We start from the raw sequence: 22,518 nt of genomic DNA on the forward strand, positions 1-22,518 counted from the left end.
GGCGCCCCCGCCCGCGGCGGGTCATCCCCGGATGATCCGCCGCTCCATCGCCGCCGCGACCGCGCCGGAGCGGGTGTCGACGCCGAGCTTCGCGTAGATGTGGGACAGGTGGGACTTCACGGTCGCCTCGGACACGAACAGCTCGCGCGCGAGCTCGCGGTTGCCGAGCCCGCGCGCGAGCAGCTCGAGGACCTCGACCTCGCGCTCGGTGATCGCGTCGGCCGGACGGGATGTGCGCCGCACGAGGGTCGCGGCGACGGCGGGGGCGAGCACGGCATCGCCGCGCGCCGTCGCCCGGACGGCGGCGAACAGGTCCGCCGGCGGCGCGTCCTTGAGCAGATATCCCCGCGCCCCCGCCTCGAGCGCCCGGAGAATGTCCGACTCGGTGTCGTACGTGGTCAGGACCAGGATCTCCGGTGGGCTCTGCAGGTCGCGCAGCCGCGCGGCGATCTCCGCCCCACCCGGGGAGCCCGTCCCGAGGTTGAGATCCATGAGGACCACCTCCGGGGCGTGGGCGCGCACCGCGGCCAGCGCGGCCTCCAGGCCGTCCGCCTCCGCCACGACGCGCAGATCCTCCTGCCCCTCGAGCAGGGCGCGCACCCCGGCGCGGACGACAGGATGGTCATCGACCAGGACGATGCGGATCACGGGACCTCCAGAGGAAAGCGGACGGAGACGGTGGTGCCCTCGCCCGGGGCGGATTCGACGTCGGCGCGGCCGCCGAGCGCGGCGGCGCGATCGGCGATGCCCCGCAACCCGTGGCCGCGTCCCGGTCGCGACGGCTCGGAGCCGACGGCATCGGCGTCGAAACCCCGACCGTCGTCGCGCACGTCGAGGATGACCTGATCCTGATCGTAGGTGACGGTGAGCGCGGCGCGGCTCGCCTCCGCGTGCTCGAGGATGTTCGCGACCGCGCCGCGGGCCGTGGCGACCAGCGCCGCCGCCGCCCGCGGCGACAGGGTCGCCGGGGCGCCGTGCACCCGGACCGTGAGATCGAGGCCCGGCGCGGCCGCGGCGATCCTCTCGAGCTGAGCGACGAGCTCCTCCCCCGCGGGGTCCGGAACCGCGGGCGCGAGGTCCGCCACGACGCGGCGGACGTCCTCGAGGCCCTCGCGGGCGGCACCCGCCGCGGAGCGCATGTGACCGCGGGCTGCCTCGGGCTGCGTCGTCCATTCCTGCTCCGCGGCGCCCAGCAGCAGCGTGATGCTCGAGAGCCCCTGCCCCACGGAGTCGTGGATCTCCCGCGAGAGGCGGGCGCGCTCGGCGAGCGCCCCCGTGCGTCGCTGTTCGAGGACGAGCTCCGCCTGCGCCTCGCGCAGCTCGTCCAGCAGCCGCTGGCGCTCCTGGGACTGCCGGTCCAGCGCCTGATAGGACATGACCGTCACCAGCGCGATCCCGAGCGGGCCGACGATGAGGGTGGGATCGCTCAGGTCCGTGATCCGCATCCAGGAGACGCCGACCACGAGCGTCATGAGCACGACCGCCGCGAGCGCCGCCTCGATCCGCAGCACCCGCAGGACCGCGAAGGCCACCGGTACGGCGCACCACGCGAAGGAGGGCGCCACGATCGTCAGGGCGCCCCACAGCACGACGACCACGACGACCCATGCGGCCGGATAGGCGCCTCGCTGAGGGAGCAGCGGCCGCAGCGAGTGGACGATCGCGAGGCCCAGCGCACCCGTCAGCACGAGGATCCCGGTCGCATCGGTGCCGTGCCGCATGAGGTAGCGGGCCGCACAGGTCGCCACGAGCACCAGGAAGACCAGGTGCAGGACGCGGTCCAGGCGCGCGACCGGGGCGAGGATGCCGCGAGCGCCGCTCTCCGGGGTGCTGGTCATCCCATGAGGGTATCGAGCCGGCGATCCGACCTGCGACGGCGCCACGGCCCGCCCGGCGCTGTCACGACGCCTCCGTCCCGGCATCGTCCGATCGGCTGAGGATCCGCGCCCGCCTGCCCGATGGACCGAGGACCGGGCCCGGGAAGCATGGATCCCACACCACCGCACCGGGCCCCGGCCCGCCGAGCAGAACGGAAGATCCTCATGTCCCTGCGCCGCACCCCGCTGACGTCCACCTTCGCCGCCGCCACCGCGATCGCCGCGATCGGCCTCCTCGCCGCCTGCGGCGCCTCCGGCTCCCCGGAGGAGACCGCGCCCGAGGCCGTCGCGAGCGAGGCCACCGCCGCGGAGCAGACCCCCTCGGACATCCTGGCCTCGACCGCCTGGGAGACGACCGGCGCGACCGATGAGGACGGCGAGGCCGTCGCGCTCGAGGACGAGGACGTCGCGATGTTCGTGGGCTACGCCTACTTCGATGCCGACGGCACCTTCACGATGTACGACCTCGCCGACGCCCCGAAGATGCAGGGCGACTGGACCGTCGACGACGCCGGCACCACCCGGCACATCGTGGCGAAGGACGATGCCGGCGCGGTGCAGTTCGAGCGCGACTCCGACATCGTCACCCTCACGGACTCCGAGTTCACCTACCGCGTGTTCCCGGACCCGGAGAACACCGCGGACTACTACGACATCATCCATACCCCGACCGATCACGCCGAGCCCGCCGCGTGACCTCCGCCCGAGCACGGCCGGGCCGGGCTCCCCGCGGGGAGCCCGGCCCGGCTCTTCCCGTCGGCGCCGCGCTGGGCTAGGGTCAGCGGACCAGCGGACGAATCAGACAGCTCGGGCATCCTGCGCCAGGGCGGACCCCGCACCCTTGCCAGGATCCCCGGCTCCGGTCGGGAGGACGTCATGGCCACCACACCCACCACCGCGGACGTCGTCGTCATCGGCGCGGGGATCGCCGGCAACGCCGTCGTGCATCACCTCGCGCGTCTCGGATGGCGCCGCATCGTGCAGCTCGACAAGGGGCCCCTGCCCGATCCGGGCGGCTCGACCGGCCATGCCTCGAACTTCGTGTTCCCCGTGGACCACTCCAAGGAGGTCACCGACCTCACCCTCGACTCGCTGCGCCAGTACGAGGAGCAGGGCGTCGTCACCACCTGCGGCGGCATCGAGGTCGCCCGCAGCGCCGAGCGGATGCAGGAGCTCACCCGGCGCATGTCCTCGGCACGCTCCTGGGGCGTGGAGGCCCACCTGCTCTCCCCGGCGGAGGTGCAGGAGCTCGTCCCGTACTGCGATGCGGGGCTCCTCGTCGGCGGGTTCCACACCCCGACCGGAGCGGTCGTCGACCCGATCGCCGCAGGCGCCCGCTTCCGGGAGTCCGCGGCGGCGAGCGGGGAGCTGACCACCCTCGCCGGCTGCGAGGTCCACGATCTCCTCACCCGGAACGGACGCATTCGGGCGGTCGTCACCGACCACGGCACGATCGAGACGGGGCAGGTGGTCATCGCCTGCGGCGTGTGGAGCCCGCAGATCGCGGCGCTGGCCGGGGCAAGCCTCCCGCTGACCCCCGCGGTCCACCAGATGATGGACGTGGGCCCGATCCCGGAGCTCGCCGCGACCGGGGAGTGGATCAGCTTCCCCCTGCTGCGCGACATGGACGAGAAGATGTACGAGCGCCAGCGCGGGGCCGACCTCGAGATCGGCTCCTACGCGCATCGGGCCCTGCTGCATCGCCCGCGGGAGATCCCGCCCGTCGGCGCCCCGGGGCAGGCCTCCCCCACGAGCTTCCCGTTCACACCCGAGGACTTCGCCGAGCAGCTGGGCCATGCCCGCGAGATGTTCCCGGGGCTGCTGACCGATCCGGAGCCGGAGCAGCGCGCGGCCATCAACGGGCTGCTGTCGCTGACCCCGGACGGCGGGGCGCTCATCGGCGAGCTTCCGGAGGTCCGCGGCCTGTGGACCGCCTCGGCGGTGTGGATCAAGGAGGCGGCCGGTGCGGCGCGGATGCTCGCCGAGCTCATGAGCGCCGGGGCCAGCGAGATCGACCCGCACGGCTCGGACCCGGCGCGCTTCGCCCCCCACGAGCGGACCGAGCGGCACGTCCGAGCCCGTGCCGCGGAGGGCTTCCCGAAGATCTACGGGATCTCCCATCCGCGCGAGCAATGGGAGTCCGAGCGCCCCCTGCGCACGAGCCCGATGCACCCGCGCACCCGGGCGCTGGAAGCGGTCTGCTTCGAGACCGCGGGCTGGGAGCGACCGCAGTGGTACGCCGCCAACGAGGCCCTGCTCGAGCGGTACGCCGACCGCATCCCCCGGCGCACCCATGAATGGGATGCCCGCTGGTGGTCGCCGATCATCGAGGCGGAGCACCTCGCCCTGCGCGAGGGCGTCGCCCTCGTGGATCTGGGCGCCTTCACGATCCTCGACGTCCGCGGCCCCGGGGCGACGGCGCTCCTGGAGCGTCTCGCGGTCGCGCGGATCGACGTGCCGGTGGGCCGCGTCGTCTACACGCCGCTGCTGACGCCCGCCGGAGGCTTCCGCAGCGACCTGACGATCGTGCGGCGCGGGGAGCAGGACTTCCGGGTGATCACCGGTGCGGCCGACGGCGGCCGCGATCTCGCCTGGCTGCGCGCCCATCTGCCCGACGACGGCAGCGTGCAGCTGACCGATGCGACGAGCGCGGTGACGACCATCGGCGTCTGGGGCCCTCGGGCTCGGGCGCTGCTCTCCCCGCTCGCGGACCAGGACCTGTCCGATGCCGCCTTCGGCTTCGGCACCGCCCGCGACGTGCTGCTGGGCTCGGTCCCCGTGTCCATGCTGCGGATCTCCTATGTCGGCGAGCTGGGCTGGGAGGTCCACGTCGCATCCGAGCTCGGCCTCGCCCTGTGGGACCTGCTGTGGGATGCGGGCGGCGAGCACGGCGTGATCGCCGCGGGGATCGGCGTGTACGGCACCACGGGCCGGCTCGAGAAGGCCTACCGTCTGATGGGCGCGGAGCTGACCGGCGAGCACGACCCCGTCGAGGCGGGGCTCGCGCTGCCGAAGATCAAGGCCGCCGGATTCATCGGCCGGGAGGCGTATCTGGTGGCCCGGGCGTCGGCTCCGGCGGCGCAGCTGTGCACGCTCGCGCTGACGGAGGCGTCCCGCTTCCCCACCGGCGGGGAGCCGGTGCTCACCGCGGGCGGGGAGCCGATCCGGGACGCGCGGGGGCGGGCCTCGTACGTGACCTCCGCCGGTCCCGCCCCGAGCCTCGGCCGGTACCTGCTGATGGCCTATCTCCCGCCGGAGCAGGCCCGGCCCGGTGCGCCGCTGGAGATCGAGTACCTCGGCGAACGCCTGGCCGCGCAGGTGCTGACCGTGGGACGGAGCGCCCCCTTCGATCCGCGCGACCAGCGCATGCGCGGCTGAGCACGGCTGCCGTCGCGGGAGCTCACCGCGGGGCGAGCCGGCGGCTGATGTCCTCCGCTCCGGCGACGAGCTCCGCGGCGATGCCCTGGAGGCGGCCGGGCGCCATCCGGTAGGCCGGACCGGCGATCGACAGGGCGCCGATGGTCTCCTGTCCGTCCTCGCCCCGGCGGAGGATCGGCACCGCCACGGCGTTCAGACCCGGTTCGAACTCCTCGACGGCCGTGGCCCAGCCGCGCTCCCGGACGAGCGCGAGCTCGGCGAGCAGGGCGTCCGGATCCGTCGACGTGGCCGGGGTGAAGCGCTCGAGCGGGACCGCCAGCAGCGCCTCCGCCTCGGCGGAGGGAAGCTGGGCCAGCAGCACCTTGCCGCTCGAGGTCGCATGCAGGACGGTGCGGTCCCCCACCCAGTTGTGCATCGCCACCGAGCTGGGTCCCTGCGCCTGGAACAGGTTCACCGCGGCGCCCTCGCGCAGCACCGCCACGTTGACGGTCTCCCCCAGGCGTGCGGCGAGCTCCTCGCACACCGCGGCGCTGCGGGAGGCCAGGTCCCTGGGCAGGCGCGCCGCATCGGCGAGGCGCAGCAGCCCGGCTCCCAGCTGCAGCCCGCCCGCGCCCGCGCCCCGGGAGACCAGCTCATGGGCCTCCAGCGCGGCCGCCAGGCGGGTGATCGTCGAGCCGTGGACGCCGAGCTCGCGGGCGATCGCCCCGGAGGAGGCCTCGCCCTCCCGCGCGAGGATCTCCAGCAGCCGTGCCGCCCGCTCGACCGACTGCACGCTCCCGCCGCCCCTGCCCGATGCCGCCGGTTCCGTTCTCGCTCCTGTCATGACCTCACCCTACGCCACTCTGACCAGCCCTGTTGCGGAGGGTGCAGACCGTTGCGTCCTGCGCAGGACCGTGGGAGAGTGGGGTACGGACACGATTCCCGGAGGCCACGATGACTGTGAACCCGAATCCTCAGATCCTGCTGTACCCGCGGATCCGCAAGTCCCCCTTCTTCTACGCCTCCCGGCGTCACGGGGTCGCGATGTACAGCGTCTACAACCACACCTACCATCCCCGCCACTACGGCGATCCGGTCGCCGAGTACTGGGCCCTGCTCGAGGGCGTCACCCTGTGGGACGTCGGCGTCGAACGGCAGATCGAGATCTCCGGCCCCGACGCCTTCGACTTCACCAACCTGCTGGTCACCCGGGACCTGCACAGGTGCGCAGTCGGCCAGTGCAAGTACGTCTTCCTCACCGACCAGCACGGCGGGATCATCAACGACCCCGTCCTGCTGCGTCTCGAGGAGAACCGCTTCTGGCTCTCCCTCGCCGACTCCGACGTCCTGCTCTGGGCCCGGGGCATCGCCGCCTTCGCCCGCATGGACGTCGAGATCCACGAGATCGACGTCGCCCCCGTCCAGGTCCAGGGCCCGAAGTCCTACGCGGTCATGCGCGACCTGTTCGGCGACGGCATCGCCGACATCCCCTACTACTACCTGCGCGACTTCACCGTCGAGGGGATCGACGTGACGGTCTCCCGGACCGGGTACACCGGGGAGATCGGCTACGAGATCTACGTCCACAACGCCTCGCGCGACGCCGAGCGGCTGTGGGACCTCGTCTGGGAGGCGGGGCGACCGCACGACCTGCGCGTGATCGGTCCGTGCCACATCCGCCGGATCGAGGGCGGCATGCTCGCCCACGGCGCGGACACGGACATCGACACCAACCCCTTCGAGGTCGGGATGGGCTACGACTGGATGGTCGACCTCGACCAGGAGGCGGACTTCCTGGGCAAGCAGGCGCTCACCACCATCAAGGAGGAGGGGCCGTGGCGGATGCTCGCCGGCGTCGAGATCGGCGGGGCGCCACTGGGAAGCTACAACGACGGCTCGATGATCGACGTCTTCCCGGTGCTGAGCGACGGCGTCCGGATCGGCCACGTGTCCTCCGCCTGCTACTCGCCCCGGCTCGAGAAGAACATCGGGTACGCGATGGTGCCGACGGAGCTCGCCGAGCTCGGCACCCGCCTCACCGTCGACACCGGGGCCGCGACGGTGGATGCGCTCGTCGTGCCGAAGCCGTTCATCGACCCAGGCAAGGAGCAGCCCAAGAGCGACGTCACCGCGGACGCCGCCGGGTAGCCGTCACCGGGGAGAAGGAGGACGCCGAACGATGAGCGTGGACGCATCGGAGGAACCGGCCCGCATCGCGCAGGCCTCACCGCGTCCCGGACCTCGGGACGCCCTTCCCGGCCGCGCCCAGTTCGAGGTGATCCCTCTGCCGGGAACTCTCGAGTCGGTGATCGCGCACCTTCCCCGCGGCGCCCGGGTGAGCGTCACCTCCTCCCCCGCCCAGGGGCAGGAGGCGACGCTCGCCCTGAGCATCGATCTCGCCCGCGCCGGCTTCACGCCGATCCCGCACCTCGCGGCCCGCCGTATCACCGGATCGCGCCAGGCACAGGAGATCGCGGCCCGGCTCGGGGAGGTCGGCATCGGCGAGGCCTTCGTCATCGCGGGCGATCCGGCACGACCCGCAGGTCCGTTCAGCGGCGCCCTGGAGCTGCTCGAGGCCCTGCACTCCGCCGATCCCGGGCTCGCCCTCGGGGTCGGCGGCTACCCCGAGGGCCACCCCTATCTCACCCCGGGTCGGGAGCGCGAGCTGCTGCGCCGGAAGGCCGAGCATGCCGGCTACGCGGTCACGCAGATGTGCTTCGAGGCCGAGCACGTGCTCCGGTGGGTGCGCAGCCTGCGCGAGGCCGGGATCGATCTGCAGGTGCGTCCCGGGGTCGCCGGGCCGGTGAGCCGGACGCGCCTGCTGAAGGTCGGACGCCGCGTGGGAGTCGGCGCCTCCCTGCGCATGCTGCACCGCCATGGGAGCGGCATGCGGCACCTCGCCGGGCCGGGGGCATGGCACCCCGATGCCCTGCTGGACGAGCTGGGCCGCCATCGCGGTGACCCTCGGCTGGGACTGCTCGCGCCGCACGTGTACACCTTCAACGCCCTCGAGGAGACCGCTGCCTGGTGGACCGGCCGCTGAGCGTCCGCACCGCGCAGATCACATGCGGGACCACCCCGGACTGGAGGGGCCGATGGTGGGACGCCAGCCGGTCTCCGACATGAACCGCAGCGAGGAGACGCGCAGCGAACGACGCTGCACGTCCAGACGCGTGCCGACGATCGCCTGGGTCAGGTCCGGGAAGAACTTCGCCGGCCCCTTCGCCCCGGCCTCCGCGCCGAGATCCTTCGCCCAGCGGCGCCGCGTGATCGGCTCGCCGCCCACGTTGTAGAAGCCGCTCCCGGCCTGCAGGGCGGCGACGAAGGCGCGCCCCGCATCGCGATGGTGCAGGAGGGTCACGTAGTTCTCCGGCTTGCCCAGCAGGATCGCCTGGCCCTCGCGGGTCGCCTTCAGCGCATGGGTGGTCTGCGGGTCACGGCCGAACAGCTGTCCCAGCCGCAGGATCACGGCGGTGCGACCGGCGGAGGCGAAGTCGACGGCGGCGCGCATCTCGCGGACGCGGGGACGGAAGGCCTGGTTGCGCACGGACAGCGGCTCGTCCTCGCCGATCCACTCGGATCCGTTGTCCGGGTACAGGTAGACCGTCGACTCCTGGACGAGGCGCTCCACGCCTGCGGCCGCCGCCGCCGCGGCGATCGCGACGGAGGCCTCGAGGTGGAGGCGATCGTCCTCGCGCCAGGCCAGCGGCCGCATCGCGGCCATGCCGATCGGCACATGCGCGAGGGTGTTGATGACGACGTCGTGCCCGGCGAAGACGCGCTCGAGCTCGGAGGCGTCGAAGACGTCGGCGACGACGGCGCTCGCGCCGCGTCCCTCGATCACGGGGATTCCCCGTTCACGACGAGTCACCCCGGTCACCTCATGCCCTTCGGCGACGAGGGCGGCGACGGCCTCCTGTCCGAGCACTCCGGTAGCGCCGGTCACAGCGATCCTCACGTGGGCCTCCTCCACTGACAGGGTGCGGTAGCCCAGTCTAGGCGATCACCTGCGCTGTCACCTCGCTCACAGACCTGCGGCCCCGATTTCCTCCGGCCCTCCGACGGCGGTAGAGTCGTCCTCGTTGGCGTCATTAGCTCAGTTGGTTAGAGCAGCTGACTCTTAATCAGCGGGTCCGGGGTTCGAGTCCCTGATGACGCACCGACACCGAAGCCCCCGTCGCAGCAGCGACGGGGGCTTCGTCGTCGCCGAGCAGCCCGAGGCCCGTGGCAGACCCCCTCCTGCGGAGCACGCCGCCCGTCGGCGCCGTGCTCGGCAGGCCGTGCCTCAGCGTCGAGCGGCCGAGCGCGCCCGGTCGAGGATGAGCTCGAGGGTCTCCTCGGGGCTCTGTTCCGTGGACGTGAGCCACCAGGATCGGGACCCGAAGGCATCCCGCATGCCCTCGACGAGCTCGTCGAGGCCGTCGAAGTCGAACCTGTCCTCGCGCTGCAGGTTGCGCTCGCGACAGGCCTCGGCCCCGGATCCAGGACGATGAGCCACACCGGAAGCGGTGCCAGTCCGTCGACGAACTGGGCGAGCTGACCGGCATCAGGGATGATCCAGTCGATCACCGGCGTGAATCCGGCCTCGGCGCAGTTCCTGGCGAGGCTCACGAGGTTCTGGTTGCCGAGTCGGGTCTGCCGGTCGGCTTCCTCCCGCGGCTCCCCCAGGGCCCAGACGCGCCCTCCGACGATGATCCCGTGGATCTGGTCGCCGTTCAGCACAGCGGATCGTTCGAGGGTTTCCGCGAGTCGGCGGGAGAGGGTGCTCTTCCCGGAGGCCGGAGCGCCCGTGATGATGACGCAGCAGCGCCCTCGGTCCGCGCCCTCTGCGGGAGGGTCGCCCAGGTGGTGGTGATGCGGTGCGCGATGGAGGTGCGGCGGAGGTCGCGAGCTTCGGCGAGGGCCCGGTCGATCAGCTCCTCGGGCCAGCCGCGTTCCGTGATCCGTCGGCGCAGGGTGCGGCCGTCGGCATCCATGAGGCACCAGGTCACGACGGCGTCATCGCCGAGCGCGTCGTCGATCTCCACCATCTGCTCGGGGTCGATGACCCCGGACACGATCAGAGCACGGGTGCCGAGGGCGCGGTGCAGACGCGTGATCGCAGCCAGATTCCCGACCGCCAGCGCGAACGAGTCCCCGGGGTCGGGGAGCAGCATCGCGAGCTGGTCGATGTCGAGGTAGGCGATCTGCTCCTCCGGTCTCGAGGCGAACAGGTTCCATGCGGTCGTGGACTTGCCGGAGGCGGGCGCACCGCACAGCCACAGGACGGGGAGGACCTGGTCGGCACGGCTCGTCCGATCGGCGCGCGCGGGAGCGTCGGCGGGTGTGTTCATGAGGTGTCCTTCGGTGGTTCTGGTGGGGGCACGGACGGGCGCGGTCATGGCGTGTCCTTCTACGGGCCGGCGGAGATCCCGGACAGCGGTCGGAGGATGCGGTGCACGGCGCGCTGCGGTGTCCGCGCTTCCGCGGCCATGGCAGAGGTCGGCGGAGACCTCCTGCTGGTCGACCTGGGCCCGTCTCGGGGCGGCGCCCTCACGGGCTCTCCGCGCAGCGCGGCGTCGGGCACCCGATCGGCCCGTTCGTCGGTGACCGGCTCTGGTCGCCCGAGGCAGGCGGTCTCGCCGAACGGCGTCTCTCGGCATCGGAGCGCCAGCCCCGCACCGGAGATCAGCCGCGGCTCCTCACCGGGCGCACAACGAGCCGGAGGGGAGCGCCTCGGCGCAGCGCACCGATCTCTCGCGGATCATCATGCTGCGGGGACGACGAGCACGCCCCGCCGTCCGATGGCATGGCGGGGTCGGGCCCATGAGGGCACATCCATCGCGGAGGATCAGTGCTGCGTCATACGCGCATCGTGTCAGCTCCGCCGCCCCCGGGCAGAGGAACTGCCGGCATCCGACCAGGACGCCCCCGCCAGGTCAGGCCATGCGGCCGTGCCCGGTCGCGCTGTGCGATCGCAGCCGCACTGCGCGCTTCACGTCGCGGCGTGCCCGGTGCTCCACCGCTCCCCTGCCGATCGGTCGACGAGGGCTGCGAGGTCGGCCTGGGCAGAGCGCTCATCGCCGCGACCGCAGGACTCCGACCGACACCGGAGCCCCCGTCGCAGCGGCGGCGGGGGCTCCGTCGTTCCCGGCCGCCGTCAGCCGGCGGGGATGCTGACCACGAGCGCGGGCGCCTCGCCGTCGAGGACGACCGGGATGAGCGTGATCGGCACCTCCTGGCCGGAGAACGCATCACGCGCGGTGCCGGACACGGCCCGCGCCTGCCGGAGATCCACGGCGCCATCGACCTCGATGACCTCGAGCCCCTCGACATCGTTGCCTGCCAGGACGTTCTGGGCCGTCGCCGCCGCGCCCTCGGCGGAGAGCACCTCGGGCATGCTCGTCGAGGTCTCCTCGTAGACGGGGTACACCGCGACGGCGTGCGCGTCGTAGGACAGCGCCTCCGCCGCCACGGGATCGAGCGGACGGCCGCGGCTGAAGAAGATCCCGTAGCCGTCCTGGTCGCCGGCGAGCTGCGCGACATGCACGTGATAGGTGGTCGTCCCGCCCTCACCGTCCGTGAGCACGCATGCCGGCAGATCGGCCGGCTGGCGGGCCGGCGCAGGACCGGTGCAGGCGACCGCGTCGGCGCTCCCGGGCAGGGTCTCCCACTGGGCGAGCTCATGCTCGAGCTCCGAGACGGGGACGACGAGCTCCCCGGACGCGGACTGCTGGGCGGTGCGCTCCTGCGGGCCCGTCGGGAAGAACTGCTCGGGCACCTCCGTCCGTGCCGGGCCGTCCCCCGCGGCGGGGAGCACGGCGCCCTGCGAGGGAGGAGTCTCCCCCGACGCGCCCTGGATCCCGGCGAGGCCGATCCCGATGAGTCCAGCCCCCGCGATCATCGGCAGGGCGAGAGCAGCGGCGATCCCCGCGCGGCTGCGGGTCCGCAGCGCCCGGAAAGAGCTGGTCATGGTGTGGGACAGGACGGGCATGCGGTTCCCCCTGATGCGGTGGTGCACGGAGCCGGTCCGGCTCCGGTGTCGAGGTGGGCTCCGTCGAGCTTCAGCGACTTTACTCTTCGTTGACCAATTATCCGACAACTCCATACACTTCCATGGAGGAAGTCGGGGGTCAAGCGGTGGGCGGCTTCCGCGGCGTGTCGACCTCCCAAGCCCGCCGCGCACACGAGTGATGGGCATCATGTGCCCGGCCCTGCCGTCGGGGCGCCCGGACCCGCCCGCAGCGTGTAGAGTCTTCTCCGTTCGCGTCATTAGCTCAGTTGGTTAGAGCAGCTGACTCTTAATCAGCGGGTCCGGGGTTCGAGTCCCTGATGACGCACCGCAGAAGCCCCTCGGCCAGACGGCCGGGGGGCTTCGTCGTGTCCGCGGACGCCGCACCGATCGAGGCCGAAGGGGAGCGCCCCACGCGCGGAGTCGGCTCGGCGGGATCCTCAGCAGCTCGAGTCGATCCGCCGGTGCGCGCAGGAGGCAGGGCACCGCGTGGCGGATCGGGATCGGATACCGGCGGCCGTCGAGGAGGCGCGCAACGCCGCGGACGGATCGCGAGACGACCGAACGCCCCAGGAACCGCAGCAGTTCCTGGGTGGTTCGGTCGCCATGGCTCCAGGCAGCCAGCGGTATATCGTTCAGCGTCCGATGGCGGGTCTCGAGCTCACGATCGATGCCCGTGTCGAAATGGGCCTCACCCGTTCGTGGTCCTGATAGCCGGGATGCAACGATCCCGGCGCGATCAGGAAGGACGCCCCGATGCATCTCGATCCGATGTCGATGATCATCTGCCACCAGGCCGGGATCCAGCAGGCCATGATCGAGGCGGAACGGCGTCGCCTCGTCGCTGAATGCGTGGCGGCCGACGAGACGGGCCACCCGTCGCGGAAGGCCTCCCGCCGCACACCGATCCGGCGCATCTTCCGCAGGACCGTCGTACGCTGAGCGGCCCGCTCGTGGAGCCGATGGGAGCGAGGAGAGATGACCATGCCCAGACCCCGGGACGACGCTCGGGATGTCGCGACGGTGATCACGCGCACGCATCGTGAGGAATGGGGGCGGATCGTCGCAGGACTCACGCGACGGTTCGGCGACCTCGATCTGGCCGAGGAGATGACGGCGGAGGCATTCGCGACCGCCGTCGAGCATTGGCCGGCACACGGCATCCCGCCGAACCCGGCCGGGTGGGTGACCACGACAGCGAACCGCCGGGCGATCGACCGACTGCGACGCGAGGCGCGTCGAGACGAGAAGCACCGGGAGGCGCTGAGGATGCACGATCCGGAACCCGCCGCCCCGACCGGTGCCATCGAGGACGATCGACTGCGGCTGCTGTTCATCTGCTGCCACCCGGCACTCTCCCTGGACGCTCGCGTCGCTCTGACCCTGAGGATCGTCGGCGGTCTCGCTGTCGCCGAGATCGCCCACGCGTTCCTGGTGCAGGACACGACCATGGGGCAGCGAATCAGCCGGGCCAAGGCGAAGATCAAGGCGGCCGGCATCCCCTTCGCGATTCCCGAGGCGCAGGACCTCCCCGCGCGCGTCGATGCCGTCCTCGTGGTGCTGTACCTCATCTTCAACGAGGGATACCTCGCGTCCGGCCCCGACACCCCCGCGATTCGGCGCGACCTGACCGCGGAGGCGATCCGCCTCGCCCGACTCCTGCACGAGCTCCGTCCGGACGATGCCGAGGTGGTCGGTCTGCTCGCGTTGATGCTGCTCACCGACGCACGCTCTCCAGCTCGCGTATCGGCCGACGGTGAGCTGGTGCGGCTCGACGAGCAGGATCGCGGATCCTGGAACCGAGAGCTCGTCGCCGAGGGCCTGCACCTGCTCGGATCACGGGAGGCTGATGAGCCCTCCGGCAGGTACCGGCTGCTCGCGGAGATCAACGCCGCCCACGTCACCGCCCCGCATCCGCGTGACACCGACTGGGGGCGCGTCGCGAGTCTCTACTCCCGGCTCGAGAAGATCGACCCGAGCCCGCTCGTCACCCTCAACAAGGCCATCGCGCTCTCCGAGCACGACTCACCCGACCTCGCTCTCGCGATCGTCGACCGGCTCACCGACAAGCTCGACGGCCACCATGCCTTCCACGCGACCAGAGCGGAGCTCCTCCGCGCGATCGGCCGCTCCGCCGACGCCCGGGCGGCCTATGACCGCGCGATCGATCTGGCGGGGAACACCGCCGAGACCACACACCTCATCCGCCGACGACATCAGCTCGCATCACCGAATGGAGAATCCTCATGAGCAACACCTACCTCATCATCCACATGTCCGACCCCACCGGCACCGACCTGTCCCAGTCCGAGGACCAGGCGATGCTCGAGCGCTGGGCCGCCGAGGGGGAGGACGCCGGTCGTCTCGGCCGAGGCGGGCCGGTCGCGGGCCCCGAGCGGGCGAAGTCCGTCGCCGTGCGCGAGGGCCGGACCCTCGTCACCGACGGTCCGTTCCCAGAGTTCAAGGAGTGGTTCGCGGGCTATGACCTGATCACCGCCGACTCGATCGACGAGGCCGCCGAGTACATGGCGAAGCATCCAGTCGCCCTTCTCGGCCGCATCTACATCCTGCCGCTGGTGAAGCTCCCGTGGGATCGGGAATGATCGGGAGCCGGAGAATTCCCCGGGGCGACCCCAGGGGCTTTCGTCGATGGCCCGCACGGATCCCATCGGAGCTCTCAAGAGCGCCCGCCCCTCCCGGATCGCTCTCCCGAGCAGGCTGACGTCGATCTTTCACGCGTGCGGTGAGTCGAATCGCCGGGAGTCGTGGCCGTTCTCCGGCGTGCGATTCGGGCCTGAGGGTGTGACGATCCTCCGCGTGTCGGTCGTGGCGGTCCGCGATCCGGTCGCCGGGGTGATGACGCGTGACCCTCGTGACGAAGGATGTCCCGCTCCGGATCCCGCGGAAGGGCTCCTCGTCGCGAACGCGGATCCCCGGAGCGCCGTCGACGGCATTGACGAGGGCCTCCACGAAGGTGCCACCGGGGCGATCGACGACCTCCTGCGGGTCGGGGAATCACGGGGAGTTCATATCGGACGATGTACCAGGCCCGGGCCAGGACTGCTACAGCCTGGCACAGGAGACTGCCGAGCAGAGGACGAGGGAAGGCGGTCACCGTCACGGCCGACTGCGGACCGTTCACGGCCGACCGACGTCCGCCAGCCCCACGGCCGGTCAGCTCGACGCATCGTATCGGTGACCGCTCCACCGCGGTGGATACCGCGGTCGAGAAGAGCCGGCGCATCCGCCAGCGACCGCGCGGTCCGGGCAAGCCATGTGACCCGCTCACCGCGAGCGGTCTTATGGTTCCCCCCTGTCCGCCCGGTTGGGCTGAAGCCGGCTCAGTCGTGGCCGCGCCGATCGAGGAGGACGGCGAGCGACGAAGTCCAGCTCTATGACCTGCGCGTTTGCGGCGGGACGCTTCACCAGCGGATCCGTGGCCCGAGTCCCTGATGACGCACCGCGAGCGAGATCCCGTCGGAGACGACGGGGTCTCGTCGTCACCGGGCATCTCGCCGCTCGGGCGGAGATCCCCGTCAGGAGCGCGGCCGCCGCGACCACGGAGACGCCGCCCCGCGGCCAGCGGGATCAGGGCGACGCCGTGCTCCACCTCGACCGTCCGCGCTAGGCTCGGCAGATGACCGCCTCCGAGCCGCCGCTCCCGTTCGAGATCCCGACCGACGACGGGGTCCTCCCGGGCCTGCTCTGGGCCCCCGTGGGGCCCTCGCGACCGCGACCGGGGGTCGTCGTGCTCCAGGAGATCTTCGGGCTCTCGCCCTACATCCGGCAGCGCTGCGCGGATCTCGCCGCGCTCGGCATGGTCGTGCTCGCGCCGCAGCTGTTCGCGCGGCTCGATCCCCCGGTCTCCGACGTCCCGGACGGGGAGGACTTCGAGGCCTGGCTGGGACGCGGGATGGCCTGCGCATCGGCGCTGCCCTGGGAGCGCGCGGAGGCCGATGCCGTCGCCGCGCTCGCGGCGCTGCGAGCCCTCCCCCAGGTCGACGAGGGGCGCGTCGCGCTGCTCGGCTTCTGCTACGGGGGCGGGCTCGCCTTCTCCGCGGCCGCCACCGCATCGGCCCGTGGCGACGCCCCCGCGGCTCTGGTCAGCTTCTACGGCTCCGCCCTGCCCACGCTGCTCGACCGCGCCGCGCTCGTCGACCTCCCCAGCCTGCACCTGTTCGGCACGGCCGACGCCTTCATCCCGATCGAGACCGTCCAGAAGATCCGGGCCGCGGTCACGGCCGAGGGCTCACGACCGCAGGTGCGCTTCGAGCTCTTCGAGGGGGCCGGTCACGCCTTCGACAATCCGCATCCGGGACTGCATCACGCCGAGGCCGCCGAGCGCGCGTGGGCCCTGACGGAATCGTTCCTCCGCACGCAGCTGCGGCGCAGCAGCTGATCGCTCCCCGTCCCGCCGTCTGCGACCCGGGCTCCACCCGACCTCGAGGATCCCCGGTGGATCAGGAGGCCCTTCGGGCTCCCGCGAGCTCGACCAGATGGTCGACGACCTCGAGCAGCTCCTCGAGCGACTGCTCGCCCGTCAGGGTGTTGTAGGTGCCGCCGGTGAGAGCCGCGTTGTAGTACAGCCCGTCCCCGATCAGCAGGATCGCCCTGCTGATGGCTCGATCCCCGATCTGCTCGACGATCAGCTCGAGCCATTCCTGACCGATGCGCGCGACGACGTCCCGTGCAGCGACATCGGACTCCTGGGCCAGCTGCGAGGTCGCCACGAGCGCCCGGTCCAGGGAGCTGCCCGACCAGTTCGAGGTGCGGATGTAGTACCGGACCGCCCCCTCGGGCGCCTGCCGCATCCGATCCCGATCCTCGGCCGCAAGGGCCTCGAGCCGGGCGACCAGCCCGGCGACGAGGGCGTCCTTCGAGGGGAAGTGGTAGAGCAGCCCCCCCTTGGACACGCCTGCCCGAGCGGCGACGGCCTCGAGCGTGGCGGCGCGCACGCCGTCATCGAGAAGGATCGCCTCGTAGGCGTCGAGCAGAGCATCGCGAGCGGACATGCCACGACCCTAGCCCGTCGTCGTTCCGGTTCTGCGGCACAGCCCCCGTCCGGGAGCGGCTCCCGTCACCCTCTCTTTACTGTACCGACCGGACGGTTTAGAGTCGAGATCGGCGCGGAGATGCCGCGCCCGCAGACCCTGGAGGAATCGTGCTGTCCGCACCCGCCACCACGACGACACCCCGCACCGGCGCCCGCGCACGCTGGGCCGCGCTCGCCGTCCTCATGCTTCCCGTGCTCCTGGTCGCGGTGGACAACACGGTCCTGTCCTTCGCGCTCCCGCTGATCTCGGAGGCGCTCGCGCCCTCGGGGCCGCAGCAGCTGTGGATCATCGACGTCTACCCGCTGGTCCTCGCGGGTCTGCTGGTACCGATGGGCGCTCTCGGAGACCGGCTGGGGCGTCGACGGCTGCTGCTGATCGGGGGCACCGGCTTCACGGTCATCTCCGCCGCCGCAGCCTTCGCCCCCACCGCGGCGGCACTCATCGCGGCCCGTGCCCTCATGGGCTTCTTCGGCGCGATGCTCATGCCCGCGACCCTCTCGCTGATCCGGAACATCTTCACCGATCCGACCGAGCGGCGTACCGCGATCGCGATCTGGGCCGCCGGTTTCTCCGGCGGCGCGGCCCTGGGCCCCATCGTCGGCGGCTTTCTGCTCGAGCACTTCTCCTGGGGCTCCGTCTTCCTCATGGCCGTTCCGGTGATGCTGCCGCTGATCGTCCTGGGACCGCGCCTGGTGCCGGAGTCCCGCGACCCGAACCCCGGCCCCGTCGATCCGGTCAGCGTCGTCCTCGCGCTCGCGACCATGACCCCGCTGACCTACGCGATCAAGTCCTTCGCGAGCGAGGGCGCGACCGCCGTCTCCGTCGGGGCGGCCGTGATCGCGCTCCTGGCGGGCATCGTCTTCGTGCGCCGTCAGCTGCGCCGCGAGACGCCCATGCTGGACGTCACCCTGTTCACCCGCCCCGCCTTCTCCGGGGCGGTGGCCGCGAACCTGCTGAGCGTCTTCTCGATGGTCGGCTTCCTGTACTTCGTCTCGCAGCACCTGCAGCTGGTCAGCGGGCTCAGCCCGATGAAGGCCGGCATGGTGCTCGTGCCGGGCCTGATCGTCACGATCGTCGCCGGGCTCCTCGTGGTCCGGATCGTCCGCCGCATCACCCCGGGGACGGCCGTCGTCGCCGGTCTGCTCATGAACGCGGTCGGGTTCACGATCGTCGCCGTGACCGGCACGTGGGGCTCGGACCTCGCCCTGATGCTGGCCTTCATGGTGCTCGGCGCGGGCGTCGGCACCGCGGAGACGATCAGCAACGACCTGATCCTCGCCGCGGTGCCCGCGGAGAAGGCCGGAGCCGCCTCCGCGATCTCGGAGACCGCGTACGAGACCGGGTCGGTGCTCGGCACCGCGGTGCTGGGCAGCCTCCTGAACGCCGCCTACACCGCGCACCTCGTGCTGCCCGCGGGGCTGAGCGCGCAGCAGGCGACGGACGCTTCGCACACGCTGGGCGGAGCGACCGCCGTGGCGGCTCAGCTCCCGGCGAGCACGGCCGATGCCCTGCTGGCCTCCGCGCAGCACGCCTTCGACTCGGGCGTCCTGCTGACCTCGCTCATCGGCATGGGGCTCATGCTGGTCGCGGCCTGCATCGCCCGCAGGACCCTCCGCCACGCACGCTGATCGGCTCGGGGCTCCGTCCCCGCGCCGACCCGGCCTCCGCCGCGGGTCCGCCCCGGTTCTGACGTACCGGGGCGGACCCGCGGCATCGCTTCCGAGGTCTCGCGAGCCCGCGAGGCTCGAGCGATCCGCGACGGAGGCACCCGCGCCCGGGAACGCTGCCCGAGAGGAGGCTCAGGAATCGGATTCCGCGTCCGGCGCCTCGGGATCGACGCCCCCGTCCGCCTCCTGGAGCGCGACCCCCTCGCGCAGCGCCTCGCGGAATGCGTCGACGCCCACGGCCCCGGGAACCCCGAGGCGGCCCGCGATGACGGTGAAGGGCACGGCGTTCACGCCTAGCTGACGCGCCGCATCCTCGTCGGTCCGGACCGCCTGTTCGGAGACCGGATCGGCGAGCGCCGCGCGCAGCGCCCGCTCCTCGAGGCCCAGCCCCGATGCGAGCTCCACCAGAGCATCCTCGTCGAAGGGATCCAGATCGCCCGCGAAGTACGCCCTCTGCACAGCACGGAACAGCTCGTGGTCACGGCCCTCGCGGGAGGCGTGCTGGACGGCGCGGTGCACCGGCAGCGTGTTCGCGACGGGACGATCAAGTGTGAACCCGAGCCCCAGCTCCTGGGCCGCGGACCGGACCTTCTCCTCGCGCTGCGCGACGGTGTCACGATCCGTGCCCATCTTCGCCGCGAGATAGTCCAGGCTGCTCCGCGCCTCGGTCGGGGCATGCGGGTCGAGCTCGAAGGAGTGGCGACGGATCCGGACCTCGACGCGGTCATCCAGTCCCTCGGCCTCGATCGCACGGCGCAGCTGCTCGTCGCCCAGCAGGCAGAACGGGCAGATGACATCGGCCCAGACATCGATCAGCAGCAGCTCGCGTCCCGCAGGGGCCGCCGCAGGCGGCCCTGCGGCGACGTCCCGCGCGGTCATCAGGCCCGGCCGCCCTGTGCCAGGAAGTCGTCGGCCCCGCCGACCAGCTCGACATGGCCGGTGGCGACATCGGCGGTGGCCATCTTCGCGACCTCCTCCGCGAACTCGGCGACGGAGTACAGGCGCCCGGCCGCCTCGCGGCGCTGCTCGAGCGCGCCCGGGCGGGCCCGGTTCAGCATGGTCGCGGTGACCGTGCCCTCGATCATGTCGCCGGAGACGATCACGAAGGACACGCCCTTCTCCGTCATCGCCGGGATCTGCTCGACCAGGGCGTCCTCGCCGGCCCGCTTCGAGCGGGCGACGGCCTCGTACTCGGGCATCGTCTCGACCTCGCGGATGAAGTGCGCCTGGTGGCTGGTGACGAAGACGATGCGGCCGCCCTCGCCCATCAGCTCGAGCCCCGCCCGGAGCGCGTCCAGCTGCGCGTCACGGTTCAGACGCAGCGCGTAGTCCTCGCCGAGGCCGGTCTCCATGCCGCCGGAGGCGTTCAGGACCAGGAGGTCGAGGCCGCCGTAGGTGTCGACGGCAGTCCTCAGGAGGGCGCGGACGCTCTCGGGATCGGTGAGGTCGGCGCCGACGGCGACCGCGTGGCCGCCGTCCGCCTCGATCTCCGCGACGACCTTGTTCGCGCGGGGCGCCTTCTGGCGGTAGTTGACGACCACGTTCGCGCCCTGGGCGGCGAGGAGCTTCGCGGTGTCCGCGCCGACTCCGCGCGAGGATCCGGTCACGACGGCGGTCTTGCCAGCCAGAGAGGTCATGGTCACTCCTGTTCTCGGGGGACCCGGGCAGACGCAGCGCAGCCCGGACGGTGATGCCCCGAGCCTACCGGCGCCCGCATCGCTGCAGGGGCATGCACGGGGCCGGCGTCGCTCAGATCTCGCGCAGCGTCCGGGCAGGACTTCCGACGGCGAGGTGGTTCGCAGGGACATCCCTGGTGACGACGGAGCCCGCACCGATCACGGCGTTCTCGCCGATGCTCACGCCCGGGCAGATGATCGCTCCCCCGCCGATCCACACGTTGTCGCCGATGGTGATCGGCTCGGCTCCCTCCCAGCCCGCGCGCCGCGGCTCCGGCTCGAGCGGGTGGACGGGCGTGAGCAGCTGGATGTTCGGCCCCAGCTGGCAGTGCGCGCCGATGCGGATGTCGACCACGTCCAGGGCGGTCAGTCCGAAGTTCACGAAGGTGCCCGGGCCGATGTGCAGCTGGCTGCCGTAGTCGACGTGCAGCGGAGCACGGACATGCGCCCCGTCTCCGAGGGTGCCGAGCACCTCGCGCAGGATCTCCTGCGCACCCTCGGGATCGGTCGGGTACTGCGCGGCGAAGCGCGCCATGGCCTCGAGCGCGGCGCGGAAGGCTTTCTGGATCTCGGGGTCATCGGCGATGTACCAATCGCCGGCGCGCATGCGCTCGATCGGGGTGCGGGGATCATCGGGCGCGGGGGCGCGGAACTCCTTCATGCGCAGGAGAGTATCGAGCGCTCCCCGCGGTCTCCGCTCCCGCGTGGCCGCGGTCACGGACCGGCGGGGCGTCCCAGCGGCCCGCAGGTGGAAGGATCGGAGCATGAGCGACGACATGCGATGCCCCTGCGGCAGCGGCGACCCGCTGGCGGACTGCTGCGCTCCGATCCTGGACCGCCGCCGCCAGGCCGGAACCGCGCAGCAGCTCATGCGCTCCCGCTACACGGCCTTCGCGCTGCGGGACCTCGCGCATCTGCTCGTCTCCTGGCATCCCTCGACGCGGCCGGTGGCCGATGAGCTCGCGCGGTCCCTCGAGGACGGGACGCGCTGGCTGCATCTGGCGATCCTCCGCATCGAGGCGGGCGGGCCCTTCGACGATCAGGGGACCGTCGAGTTCCGGGCCCTCGCGAAGGGACCCGGAGGCAGGGTCGAGCTGCACGAGACCAGCCGCTTCGTCCGCGAGGACGGACACTGGCTGTACGTCGACGGGGACGTCGTCTGAGCGGGCCCCGCCCTGTGCCGGTGCGCGGCCCCGCCGGGATGCGGCGGACCCGGCGATCCGAGGATCACCGGGCCCGCTGATATCTGGAGAGGGTCAGCCCGCAGCGGGGCCGTCCGCCGCGTCGTCCCGCGCCGAGCGTCCGCGCACGGCGGCCACGACCACGACACCCGCCACGAGGACGGCCACGCCGATGACGCCGCCCGCGACCACCGCGAGGCGGCCCCGTGCGTCCTGATCGTCACCGGCGCCGGAAAAACCCTTCGCGGCGCTGATCGCCTCGTTCTTCCAGCGCACGAGGGCGTTCTTGGGATTGAGGCGGTCGACCAGCTCGTCGATGTCGCTGGCGAGGTTGTCCTGCCGGCGCTCGGCCTCGCGGCCCATGTCCTCGAGGGTCGTCTTCTTGCCCTTGCTCACCAGGTCCTCCGATGCGTAGCCGGTGCGTCCGTCGAGATCGTATCGCGCCTGCCGCCCCGACGCGGACCCGATCGGCGTCAGGGGCGCGAAGGCCGGTAGTCTGGGCGCGGTCGCGCGCGAGTGGCGGAATCGGCAGACGCGCTGGATTTAGGTTCCAGTGCCTTCGGGCGTGGGGGTTCGAGTCCCCCCTCGCGCACCAGGGGACCGCCGCCGGGCCGAGGGCCGCGGCAGGGCCCCGGACGCGTCGGAGGAGGACCTCGCCGATGTAGCCTGGCGTCACACGCCCCCGCGTGCCCTGCGCACGCAGCAGAGCCCTTCG

The 22,518-nt window shown here is 72.2% G+C and carries 22 protein-coding genes, 3 tRNA genes and 1 pseudogene; 13 read left to right on the forward strand and 13 right to left on the reverse strand.

Features of this window, described 5'->3' with window-relative positions:
• Positions 1-21: 21 nt before the first annotated feature.
• Both ACFFF6_RS06375 and ACFFF6_RS06380 read right to left on the reverse strand, forming a co-directional pair.
• Positions 22-648 (reverse strand): response regulator, encoded by a 627-nt coding sequence (locus ACFFF6_RS06375; protein WP_376979244.1) that lies wholly within the window; start codon positions 646-648, stop codon positions 22-24.
• Positions 645-1,838, reverse strand: a complete 1,194-nt coding sequence (locus ACFFF6_RS06380; RefSeq protein WP_376979246.1) for a sensor histidine kinase — start codon at positions 1,836-1,838, stop codon at positions 645-647. Before ACFFF6_RS06380 ends, ACFFF6_RS06375 begins: the two co-directional genes overlap by 4 nt.
• A gap of 147 nt (positions 1,839-1,985) precedes the next feature.
• Between ACFFF6_RS06380 and ACFFF6_RS06385 the strand changes: the two genes are divergently transcribed.
• Positions 1,986-2,573 (forward strand): DUF4822 domain-containing protein, encoded by a 588-nt coding sequence (locus ACFFF6_RS06385; protein WP_376979248.1) that lies wholly within the window; start codon positions 1,986-1,988, stop codon positions 2,571-2,573.
• 180 nt (positions 2,574-2,753) lie between these two features.
• Positions 2,754-5,255, forward strand: a complete 2,502-nt coding sequence (locus tag ACFFF6_RS06390) for a GcvT family protein (RefSeq protein ID WP_376979250.1) — start codon at positions 2,754-2,756, stop codon at positions 5,253-5,255.
• A 22-nt stretch (positions 5,256-5,277) separates the two neighbouring features.
• On the opposite strand, the gene ACFFF6_RS06395 is transcribed toward ACFFF6_RS06390, so the two are convergent.
• Positions 5,278-6,078, reverse strand: a complete 801-nt coding sequence (locus tag ACFFF6_RS06395; protein WP_376979251.1) for an IclR family transcriptional regulator — start codon at positions 6,076-6,078, stop codon at positions 5,278-5,280.
• Positions 6,079-6,188: 110 nt separating this feature from the next.
• Between ACFFF6_RS06395 and ACFFF6_RS06400 the strand changes: the two genes are divergently transcribed.
• On the forward strand, positions 6,189-7,382 hold the full coding sequence (locus ACFFF6_RS06400) for a glycine cleavage T C-terminal barrel domain-containing protein (RefSeq protein ID WP_376979253.1): 1,194 nt from the start codon (positions 6,189-6,191) through the stop codon (positions 7,380-7,382).
• A 31-nt stretch (positions 7,383-7,413) separates the two neighbouring features.
• Positions 7,414-8,277: a methylenetetrahydrofolate reductase gene (locus ACFFF6_RS06405; protein WP_376979255.1), complete on the forward strand. Its 864-nt coding sequence runs from the start codon at positions 7,414-7,416 to the stop codon at positions 8,275-8,277.
• An 18-nt stretch (positions 8,278-8,295) separates the two neighbouring features.
• On the opposite strand, the gene ACFFF6_RS06410 is transcribed toward ACFFF6_RS06405, so the two are convergent.
• Positions 8,296-9,192: an NAD-dependent epimerase/dehydratase family protein gene (locus tag ACFFF6_RS06410; protein ID WP_376979257.1), complete on the reverse strand. Its 897-nt coding sequence runs from the start codon at positions 9,190-9,192 to the stop codon at positions 8,296-8,298.
• A gap of 127 nt (positions 9,193-9,319) precedes the next feature.
• Between ACFFF6_RS06410 and ACFFF6_RS06415 the strand changes: the two genes are divergently transcribed.
• Positions 9,320-9,393 (forward strand) — tRNA-Lys (locus ACFFF6_RS06415).
• A 126-nt stretch (positions 9,394-9,519) separates the two neighbouring features.
• Here the strand turns inward: ACFFF6_RS06415 and ACFFF6_RS06420 are convergent.
• From ACFFF6_RS06420 to ACFFF6_RS06435, 4 genes and pseudogenes are all read right to left on the reverse strand, one after another.
• Positions 9,520-9,732: a hypothetical protein gene (locus ACFFF6_RS06420; RefSeq protein WP_376979259.1), complete on the reverse strand. Its 213-nt coding sequence runs from the start codon at positions 9,730-9,732 to the stop codon at positions 9,520-9,522.
• Between the two features lie 71 nt (positions 9,733-9,803).
• Positions 9,804-10,031 (reverse strand): annotated as a pseudogene (locus ACFFF6_RS06425) (AAA family ATPase); the annotation flags it as partial.
• Positions 9,950-10,567 (reverse strand): AAA family ATPase, encoded by a 618-nt coding sequence (locus tag ACFFF6_RS06430; RefSeq protein WP_376979260.1) that lies wholly within the window; start codon positions 10,565-10,567, stop codon positions 9,950-9,952. The pseudogene ACFFF6_RS06425 and the gene ACFFF6_RS06430, both read right to left, overlap by 82 nt.
• Positions 10,568-11,373: 806 nt before the next feature.
• Positions 11,374-12,186 (reverse strand): hypothetical protein, encoded by an 813-nt coding sequence (locus tag ACFFF6_RS06435; protein ID WP_376979262.1) that lies wholly within the window; start codon positions 12,184-12,186, stop codon positions 11,374-11,376.
• Between the two features lie 293 nt (positions 12,187-12,479).
• Between ACFFF6_RS06435 and ACFFF6_RS06440 the strand changes: the two genes are divergently transcribed.
• The 5 genes from ACFFF6_RS06440 (at position 12,480) to ACFFF6_RS06460 (ending at position 16,624) form a co-directional block, all read left to right on the forward strand.
• Positions 12,480-12,553, forward strand: a tRNA-Lys gene (locus ACFFF6_RS06440).
• Between the two features lie 428 nt (positions 12,554-12,981).
• The gene (locus tag ACFFF6_RS06445; RefSeq protein ID WP_376979264.1) at positions 12,982-13,167 is read left to right on the forward strand and encodes a hypothetical protein; all 186 of its coding nucleotides are present in this window, start codon (positions 12,982-12,984) and stop codon (positions 13,165-13,167) included.
• A 42-nt stretch (positions 13,168-13,209) separates the two neighbouring features.
• Positions 13,210-14,475 (forward strand): RNA polymerase sigma factor, encoded by a 1,266-nt coding sequence (locus ACFFF6_RS06450; RefSeq protein ID WP_376979266.1) that lies wholly within the window; start codon positions 13,210-13,212, stop codon positions 14,473-14,475.
• Complete coding sequence (locus tag ACFFF6_RS06455; RefSeq protein WP_376979268.1) at positions 14,472-14,828, forward strand: YciI family protein; 357 nt, start codon at positions 14,472-14,474, stop codon at positions 14,826-14,828. Before ACFFF6_RS06450 ends, ACFFF6_RS06455 begins: the two co-directional genes overlap by 4 nt.
• 1,034 nt (positions 14,829-15,862) lie before the next feature.
• Entirely contained in the window at positions 15,863-16,624 is a 762-nt protein-coding gene (locus tag ACFFF6_RS06460; RefSeq protein ID WP_376979270.1) for a dienelactone hydrolase family protein, read from the forward strand.
• 61 nt (positions 16,625-16,685) lie between these two features.
• Here the strand turns inward: ACFFF6_RS06460 and ACFFF6_RS06465 are convergent, their stop codons facing one another.
• On the reverse strand, positions 16,686-17,237 hold the full coding sequence (locus tag ACFFF6_RS06465) for a TetR/AcrR family transcriptional regulator (protein ID WP_376979271.1): 552 nt from the start codon (positions 17,235-17,237) through the stop codon (positions 16,686-16,688).
• 149 nt (positions 17,238-17,386) lie between these two features.
• Between ACFFF6_RS06465 and ACFFF6_RS06470 the strand changes: the two genes are divergently transcribed.
• The gene (locus ACFFF6_RS06470) at positions 17,387-18,907 is read left to right on the forward strand and encodes an MFS transporter (protein ID WP_376979273.1); all 1,521 of its coding nucleotides are present in this window, start codon (positions 17,387-17,389) and stop codon (positions 18,905-18,907) included.
• A 171-nt stretch (positions 18,908-19,078) separates the two neighbouring features.
• Here the strand turns inward: ACFFF6_RS06470 and ACFFF6_RS06475 are convergent, their stop codons facing one another.
• From ACFFF6_RS06475 to ACFFF6_RS06485, 3 genes are all read right to left on the reverse strand, one after another.
• Positions 19,079-19,825: a DsbA family oxidoreductase gene (locus ACFFF6_RS06475; protein WP_376979275.1), complete on the reverse strand. Its 747-nt coding sequence runs from the start codon at positions 19,823-19,825 to the stop codon at positions 19,079-19,081.
• On the reverse strand, positions 19,825-20,583 hold the full coding sequence (locus ACFFF6_RS06480) for an SDR family oxidoreductase (RefSeq protein WP_376979277.1): 759 nt from the start codon (positions 20,581-20,583) through the stop codon (positions 19,825-19,827). The genes ACFFF6_RS06475 and ACFFF6_RS06480 overlap by 1 nt, the downstream gene beginning before the upstream one ends.
• Positions 20,584-20,695: 112 nt before the next feature.
• Positions 20,696-21,283 carry a sugar O-acetyltransferase gene (locus ACFFF6_RS06485; RefSeq protein WP_376979279.1) on the reverse strand — a complete coding sequence of 196 codons (588 nt, stop codon included), beginning with the start codon at positions 21,281-21,283 and terminating at the stop codon, positions 20,696-20,698.
• Between the two features lie 103 nt (positions 21,284-21,386).
• On the opposite strand from ACFFF6_RS06485, the gene ACFFF6_RS06490 reads away from it, so the two are divergent.
• Positions 21,387-21,785, forward strand: a complete 399-nt coding sequence (locus ACFFF6_RS06490; RefSeq protein WP_376979281.1) for a YchJ family protein — start codon at positions 21,387-21,389, stop codon at positions 21,783-21,785.
• 93 nt (positions 21,786-21,878) lie between these two features.
• Here the strand turns inward: ACFFF6_RS06490 and ACFFF6_RS06495 are convergent, their stop codons facing one another.
• A complete protein-coding gene (locus ACFFF6_RS06495; RefSeq protein ID WP_376979283.1) occupies positions 21,879-22,199 on the reverse strand; it encodes a hypothetical protein in 321 nt (106 codons plus the stop codon).
• A gap of 114 nt (positions 22,200-22,313) precedes the next feature.
• Here ACFFF6_RS06495 and ACFFF6_RS06500 point away from each other — a divergent pair.
• Positions 22,314-22,398 (forward strand) — tRNA-Leu (locus ACFFF6_RS06500).
• Positions 22,399-22,518 lie beyond the last annotated feature (120 nt).

It is taken from the genome of Brachybacterium hainanense (genome assembly GCF_042434575.1).
GTDB classification, from domain to species: Bacteria; Actinomycetota; Actinomycetes; order Actinomycetales; family Dermabacteraceae; genus Brachybacterium; species Brachybacterium hainanense.

Bases quoted from the DNA above. Each gene is read 5' to 3' on its own strand.
- ACFFF6_RS06445 (WP_376979264.1), top strand. From the start codon at position 12,982: ATGCATCTCGATCCGATGTCGATGATCATCTGCCACCAGGCCGGGATC.
- ACFFF6_RS06405 (WP_376979255.1), top strand. From the start codon at position 7,414: ATGAGCGTGGACGCATCGGAGGAACCGGCCCGCATCGCGCAGGCCTCA.
- ACFFF6_RS06460 (WP_376979270.1), top strand. From the start codon at position 15,863: ATGACCGCCTCCGAGCCGCCGCTCCCGTTCGAGATCCCGACCGACGAC.
- ACFFF6_RS06435 (WP_376979262.1), bottom strand. From the start codon at position 12,186: ATGACCAGCTCTTTCCGGGCGCTGCGGACCCGCAGCCGCGCGGGGATC.
- ACFFF6_RS06480 (WP_376979277.1), bottom strand. From the start codon at position 20,583: ATGACCTCTCTGGCTGGCAAGACCGCCGTCGTGACCGGATCCTCGCGC.
- ACFFF6_RS06465 (WP_376979271.1), bottom strand. From the start codon at position 17,237: ATGTCCGCTCGCGATGCTCTGCTCGACGCCTACGAGGCGATCCTTCTC.
- ACFFF6_RS06455 (WP_376979268.1), top strand. From the start codon at position 14,472: ATGAGCAACACCTACCTCATCATCCACATGTCCGACCCCACCGGCACC.
- ACFFF6_RS06485 (WP_376979279.1), bottom strand. From the start codon at position 21,283: ATGAAGGAGTTCCGCGCCCCCGCGCCCGATGATCCCCGCACCCCGATC.
- ACFFF6_RS06395 (WP_376979251.1), bottom strand. From the start codon at position 6,078: ATGACAGGAGCGAGAACGGAACCGGCGGCATCGGGCAGGGGCGGCGGG.
- ACFFF6_RS06400 (WP_376979253.1), top strand. From the start codon at position 6,189: ATGACTGTGAACCCGAATCCTCAGATCCTGCTGTACCCGCGGATCCGC.
- ACFFF6_RS06450 (WP_376979266.1), top strand. From the start codon at position 13,210: ATGCCCAGACCCCGGGACGACGCTCGGGATGTCGCGACGGTGATCACG.
- ACFFF6_RS06475 (WP_376979275.1), bottom strand. From the start codon at position 19,825: ATGACCGCGCGGGACGTCGCCGCAGGGCCGCCTGCGGCGGCCCCTGCG.
- ACFFF6_RS06385 (WP_376979248.1), top strand. From the start codon at position 1,986: ATGGATCCCACACCACCGCACCGGGCCCCGGCCCGCCGAGCAGAACGG.
- ACFFF6_RS06490 (WP_376979281.1), top strand. From the start codon at position 21,387: ATGAGCGACGACATGCGATGCCCCTGCGGCAGCGGCGACCCGCTGGCG.
- ACFFF6_RS06380 (WP_376979246.1), bottom strand. From the start codon at position 1,838: ATGACCAGCACCCCGGAGAGCGGCGCTCGCGGCATCCTCGCCCCGGTC.
- ACFFF6_RS06430 (WP_376979260.1), bottom strand. From the start codon at position 10,567: ATGAACACACCCGCCGACGCTCCCGCGCGCGCCGATCGGACGAGCCGT.
- ACFFF6_RS06390 (WP_376979250.1), top strand. From the start codon at position 2,754: ATGGCCACCACACCCACCACCGCGGACGTCGTCGTCATCGGCGCGGGG.